Annotated in this window: 5 protein-coding genes and 1 riboswitch; all 5 genes read left to right on the forward strand. The window is 42.3% G+C overall.

Annotated features, from left to right (window positions below; genetic code table 11):
- Positions 1-16 precede the first annotated feature (16 nt).
- The 5 genes from BLU58_RS14735 (at position 17) to BLU58_RS14755 (ending at position 6,092) form a co-directional block, all read left to right on the forward strand.
- Positions 17-928 carry a cation diffusion facilitator family transporter gene (locus BLU58_RS14735; protein ID WP_093293322.1) on the forward strand — a complete coding sequence of 304 codons (912 nt, stop codon included), beginning with the start codon at positions 17-19 and terminating at the stop codon, positions 926-928.
- Between the two features lie 96 nt (positions 929-1,024).
- A riboswitch (purine riboswitch) is annotated at positions 1,025-1,126 on the forward strand.
- A 167-nt stretch (positions 1,127-1,293) separates the two neighbouring features.
- Entirely contained in the window at positions 1,294-2,832 is a 1,539-nt protein-coding gene (gene guaA / locus BLU58_RS14740) for a glutamine-hydrolyzing GMP synthase (RefSeq protein WP_093293324.1), read from the forward strand.
- A 63-nt stretch (positions 2,833-2,895) separates the two neighbouring features.
- Positions 2,896-4,230 carry an NCS2 family permease gene (locus tag BLU58_RS14745; RefSeq protein WP_093293326.1) on the forward strand — a complete coding sequence of 445 codons (1,335 nt, stop codon included), beginning with the start codon at positions 2,896-2,898 and terminating at the stop codon, positions 4,228-4,230.
- Positions 4,231-4,350: 120 nt separating this feature from the next.
- Positions 4,351-4,914, forward strand: a complete 564-nt coding sequence (locus tag BLU58_RS14750; RefSeq protein ID WP_093293328.1) for a GNAT family N-acetyltransferase — start codon at positions 4,351-4,353, stop codon at positions 4,912-4,914.
- 38 nt (positions 4,915-4,952) lie between these two features.
- Positions 4,953-6,092 carry a peptidase MA family metallohydrolase gene (locus BLU58_RS14755; RefSeq protein ID WP_093293330.1) on the forward strand — a complete coding sequence of 380 codons (1,140 nt, stop codon included), beginning with the start codon at positions 4,953-4,955 and terminating at the stop codon, positions 6,090-6,092.
- Positions 6,093-6,442: the final 350 nt, after the last annotated feature.

Here is a 6,442-nt window from a genome sequence, read left to right on the forward strand (position 1 = left end):
GGAGTGAAGGGAGAGGATGAGGGAGATGCAAGAAGCGCAGAAGGGGGCATGGCTAAGTATTGGAGCCTATCTCTTACTAGCTATAGCGAAATTAGTGGTTGGGTTTTGGGCCCATTCTGAAGCGGTGTCTGCTGATGGATTAAATAATGTGACGGATATTTTGCTGTCGGTTGCAATCTTGGTCGGATTAAAAGTCTCGCTGCAACCAGCTGACGAAGACCATCATTACGGCCATAAAAAAGCAGAAACAGTAGCTACCCTTGTTGCAGCATCTTTCATGGTATTGGTGGGGTTGGAAGTATGGATTCGTGCGGTTACGGCGATCGGAGCCCCTGAAACCCTTTCGATTCATCCTGTCGCTTTGTGGATTTCGATTCTCTCCGCGTTCGTGATGCTACTGGTGTCATTTTATAATTCGAGATTAAGTAAGAAAACGGGAAGCAAGGCGTTAGCTGCAGCCGCAAAGGATAATCGATCTGATGCGTGGGTAAGTATGGGGGCTGTGGTAGGGATTGTGGGAACGTGGATTGGATATTCGTGGCTTGATGCGGTTTCTGCGGTTGTAATCGGATTTCTCATTATCAGAACAGGTTGGGAAGTAGCAAAGCCAGCCATTCTCTGCTTGACGGATGGAGTAGATCAATCGTCACTTCAAGGAATAATGGACGAAGTGAGCCGAATTGATCAAGTGCAAAAGGTGATCCATTTCCGTGCTAGGTCGCATGGATCTTGTTATCATATTGAAGTGACGATTGGAGTAGATCCTCATTTATCCGTTTTGAAAAGCCATGAAGTAACGGAAAAAGTGGAAGAACAACTTTTAAAAAATACACAGATCGAGTATGTACATGTACATGTAGAGCCGGTGGAATGGGTAGATATTCATTCAGATACAAAAGAAGGTTCGATGCTACGTTATCATGTATGACGATATAAAATTTAGGAAAATCTATGGAAGCAAGAGAGGATTATGGAAATTTCCGATTTTGCTACCCTTATTGACCATTACCGGAACGCTTGGTAAGATAAGTCGAGGTAGACGTAACGTATATTTTCAGGAATATGGCCTGATAGTCTCTACCCAGCTACCGTAAATAGCTGGACTACGTGTTATGAGGTCACCGGGATGCTCTTTTTCACTTCTTCATAAAATCATTTGATTGTCGCATGGTTAATCAAGGGATTTTATGAGGAATACGAGGGGACCGGGGTACTTATATCGCGTAGGCGGTAGGGGTGCCCTGGTTTTTGTTTATACATATATTTTTCTATTAGTAGAGAGGGATGGAAAAGATGGACAAATCCATCGAACGTGTAGTTGTACTTGATTTTGGGGGTCAATATAATCAATTAATTGCTCGACGCATTCGTGATTTAGGAGTATATAGTGAGCTTGTTTCACATAAAATCACAGCTGAAGAATTAAAGGAGTTGACTCCTAAAGGGATTGTTTTCTCTGGAGGCCCAAATAGTGTATATGAGGATAATGCGCCTAAGTGTGATCCTGCTATCTTTGAACTAGGAATTCCGATCTTTGGGATTTGTTATGGGATGCAGATGATTAGTAACCACTTTGGAGCAAATGTAGATCGTGCACATAAACGTGAATACGGAAAAGCAGAGATAGAAGTGGTATCAGATAGCGCTTTATACCGTGAATTGGAAGCGAAGCAAACGGTATGGATGAGTCATAGTGATGTGGTACTTACGCCGCCAGCTGGATTTGTAGTCGATGCTAAAACGGAATCAGCGCCCGTTGCGGCTATGAGTGATCCTGAGAGGAAAGTGTATGCCGTTCAGTTCCATCCCGAAGTGCGCCATTCTATCTATGGAACCGAGATGATCCGTAACTTCTTGTTTGAAGTTTGCGGTTGTACTGGAAATTGGTCGATGGAAACATTTATTGAAGATACAATCCAGGATATTCGCCAGACAGTCGGAGATAAGAAAGTATTGTGTGCGCTCAGTGGAGGAGTTGACTCTTCTGTAGTGGCAGCATTAATCCATCGAGCGATTGGGGATCAACTAACCTGTATGTTTGTGGATCATGGTCTGTTGCGAAAAGGTGAAGCAGAAGGCGTGATGAAGACCTTTGGTGAGCACTTCCAAATGAACTTGGTGAAAATCGATGCAAGAGAGCGATTCTTATCCAAGCTCAAAGGGGTAACAGATCCAGAAGAGAAGCGAAAAATCATCGGCAATGAATTTATCCGTGTCTTTGAGGAAGAATCGGCCAAGATTGGTTTACATGAGTTTTTAGGACAAGGCACTCTATATACCGATATTGTAGAGTCAGGTACGGATACGGCTCATACGATTAAGTCACATCATAACGTGGGTGGTCTTCCGGAAGATATGACCATGCAACTAATCGAGCCGTTAGACACACTTTTTAAAGACGAAGTTCGCAAAGTTGGCGAAGAGTTAGGACTCTCAGCTGAGATTGTTTGGAGACAGCCATTCCCGGGTCCGGGTCTTGGGATTCGTGTCATTGGAGAAGTAACAGAAGCAAAGCTTACGATTGTGAGAGAATCGGATGAAATTTTACGTAATGAAATTGCGAAAGCTGGCTTAGATCGTGAAATTTGGCAGTATTTCACCGCTCTTCCTGATTTTCGTAGTGTAGGTGTTATGGGTGATGTCCGTACCTATGCCTACACAGTCGGGATCCGTGCTGTTACCTCGATTGATGGGATGACGGCAGACTGGGCAAGGATTCCCTACGATATCCTAGAGAAAATTAGTACTCGCATTGTAAATGAAGTGGATGGGGTGAACCGTGTTGTTTATGATATCACTTCAAAACCGCCGTCTACCATTGAGTGGGAATAGTAAAGAAGCTTCGTTGACAGCGAGAGGATAAAAGAGGTTCGACAAGAGCAGGAGGAAGACGCAATGGAAGCGGCGAAAGTCAAACGTTCCTTTATCGCCAAATATTTTCAGTTTGATAAAGTTGGGACGAGTGTACGTACAGAAGTTTTAGCAGGGATTACTACCTTCTTTGCGATGGCTTATATCTTATTGGTAAATCCGGACATGTTATCCAAAACAGGGATGGACTTTGGAGCAGTGTTTGTGGCCACAGCGGTTGCATCTGCACTGGGGACACTTTTGATGGGGATGATTGCAAACTACCCTTTGGCATTGGCACCGGGTATGGGATTAAATGCATACTTTACATTTACCATTTGTTTAGGGATGAAGATCCCTTGGCAGACGGCTTTGGGTGCGGTATTTATCTCGGGGGTTGTGTTTCTGCTCTTAACCGTAACAAAGGTACGTGAGATGATTATTAACTCCATACCACCAAGCTTAAAGTTTGCTGTATCAGCTGGGATTGGGCTGTTTGTTTCTTTTATTGGATTAAAAGAATCTGGAATCGTTGTAGCGAATCCAGCCACCTTCGTTGGTTTAAATGCTAAGTTGGCAAGTGACCCCATGATCTTGCTAACCCTGTTTGGTCTCATTGTCACGATTATCTTGATGGTCCGTAGTGTGAAAGGCGCTATTTTTATTGGAATGATGTCCACGGCTATAGTAGGAATCATCACCAATCAAGTGAAAGCACCGACTGCCTTTTTCTCATTACCTCCAAGTATCGAGCCTACCTTCTTCAAGATGGATATTGCGGCAGCGATGGATGTGGGGATTTTTACGATTATCTTTGCATTCCTGTTTGTGGATCTCTTTGATAATGCGGGTACGTTAGTTGGAGTGGCAAATCAAGCTGGATTTTTAAAAGATAACAAGCTTCCTCGTGCGGGACATGTACTTACTACGGATTCGATTGCGGCTATGGCGGGGGCATCCTTAGGGACCTCCACTGTTACCTCTTATGTTGAATCAAGTGCTGGTGTTGCAACAGGTGGCCGAACTGGTTTTACTTCTGTCGTTACTGCTTTTTGTTTCCTAGCATCTTTATTCTTCTTCCCGATCGTAAAATCGTTGGCATCTGTTCCAGCGATTACGGCTCCGGCGCTTATTATCGTAGGCGTGCTCATGGCCTCTTCCTTAAAAGATATTAACTGGAGCGAATTGAGTGACTCCATTCCGGCATTTTTTACGATTATCATGATGCCCTTAACCTTTAGTATTGCTACAGGAATTGCATTAGGCTTTGTCCTATACCCGATTACCAAGTTGGTTGCAGGAGAAGGCAAAAAAGTTCATTGGATCATGTATGTATTAGCGGTGGTGTTCGTTGTCCGTTTTATGTATCTGAATGAATAGGATTGAGACATTCGATTTTTTAGATAGAGGAAGAGAGTTCTGTTATGTGTGTTATGTGACAGAACTCTTTTTATGTATAATTATCTTTAATTTCCATGATGATAAGGAGGATTTTCGAGTATGTTTTATATGAAAATGAATGAACATATGACGCTCAAGCAGTTAGATTTGCGTGAAGAGGAGGTTTTATTCCGATTGGTAGATCGAAATCGATCTCATTTGCGTAATTGGGTACCGTGGGTGGATGGTACAAAGTCTATTGAAGATACACGTAATTTTCTCGCGTTTTGTGAAAGCCAATATAAGCACGCCAAATTGATTAATGCAGGCATTTGGTATCAGGACGAATTGGTAGGGTGTATTGGCTATAATGAAGTAAATCAGCATAATCGTTTTGCCAAGATCGGGTATTGGTTGAGCGAAGATATGCAAGGAAGAGGAATTATGAGGCTCGCATGTGCAGAGATGGTTCGGTATGGATTTCAAGAGATGGGCCTCAATCGGATTGAGATTCGCGTGGCTAAGAGTAATCATAGAAGTAAAGCGATTCCACAAAAATTAGGGTTTGTGCAAGAGGGGATGATTCGGCAAGCAGAGTGGCTGTATGATCATTATGTAGACCATCTTGTGTTTGGATTGTTGCGAGAAGAGTATGAGAAAAATGAAAATCTAGTATTGAAATGAGACAAGTAGTAGATTCTACCTCGTAAGGGGGAGTCTTGATGAATCGACATATTCATATGCGGATGATAGTGGTGTGGATTGGTGTGGTCTCTTTAGGTGTTGGAATGTATGTCAGCAAGGTAGAATCAAACGCGGCTACATACATCCACCTAGCCTCTTCTTATTCAGATGATGTAGTTGGAATTCGCCAATTAATTCATAAAAGAGAACAGGTTCTACGAGAAGGAACATGGATAGATTGGACGGACTGGATTTCCCCATCCTCGCAAAGTTATTTTCAAGAGCAGAAGAGATGGTTTGATGATGCAATTTGTTACTTGGATCGAGGTAGTTATCGGCTACAGCTTGATAAAGTGGAAACGACGACATTAGGAACGGTTGCATACCTAAAACAGAGTTATATGCATCATGGGAAGCAAGTGAAGAACCAGTATTCGCTCATAGTTAAGTATGATCCACAGAAGAGGCATTGGGTAGAAGTAGAGCAGCCATTTTATCAAAAGAAAACGACATGGGGTACATTGAAAGTAGAACGTTCTGATTTACTCCGTAAGGAACATGTCTACCAGGATGCGATCGATAAGGGAAGAGCCTACTTTCAGCAAAAGCTTGATTGGACTCCAAAGCCGATTGAAATCAAGATCTTTCAACGTGCGGATCACTTAGCCCAATCTGTAAAGCCTTCGCTTCCAAATTGGGTTGGGGGATGGAATGAGGCGAATCAGGCGATTAAGCTAGTTTCCGAGGCTAATACGTCCTCTGAATGGGAGAAATCAGGTATCGTTCATGAGTTAACACATCAAGTTATCAGTGATTTAACCCATGACAACGCGGCTTATTGGCTTCAAGAAGGGGCGGCTATGTATTATGAGGAGTTATTGTTTCCTGCATCATCAATCAAGATGAGGTCAGAGAAGATATGGAGCCGTGCACAGCTTGAAAAGATGAATTTAGAAAATCTATCTAATCAAGATGCTGTTCGCTTTTATGTGTCATGCCGTGAGCAATATCGTCAATTGTTGAAGGATATTGGAGAGGGTGGAATGAGATATTTCTTTGAAGAAATAAGGAAATATAGCCGGATGGACGTAGATAGTAGCGAGAAGATACAAGTGTGTAACCAGCGTACGAATCGATCATTACAAAAAGTGTTTACCATTTTTAAAAAAAGGTATTGACCAAGCTATTTAGACCGTGTTATATTAATCAACGTCGCTGATGAAGCGCATGGAAATACACACAACAAAAACTTAGATGACTTGAAAAAACAATAAAAAATTGTTGACAATGAGTTTAAGATTATGGTAGAATAAATTTTGTCGCTGAAAGATAACGACGAGGTTTTAAAAGAAGAAATGTGTTCCTTGAAAACTAAAGAGTGAATGAACCAAGACCTGTTAATTACTTTAAATCGAGCTAATTAAACTCGGAAGTTCGAACGGCTGTGCCGTCGAACTAAGAGAATGCTAAGCGCGCGGATAACGCGTACTAAACATTCTCTTTAACGGAGAGTTTGATCCTGGCTCAG

It is taken from the genome of Thermoactinomyces sp. DSM 45892 (assembly GCF_900107305.1).
Taxonomy (GTDB): domain Bacteria; phylum Bacillota; class Bacilli; order Thermoactinomycetales; family Thermoactinomycetaceae; genus Baia.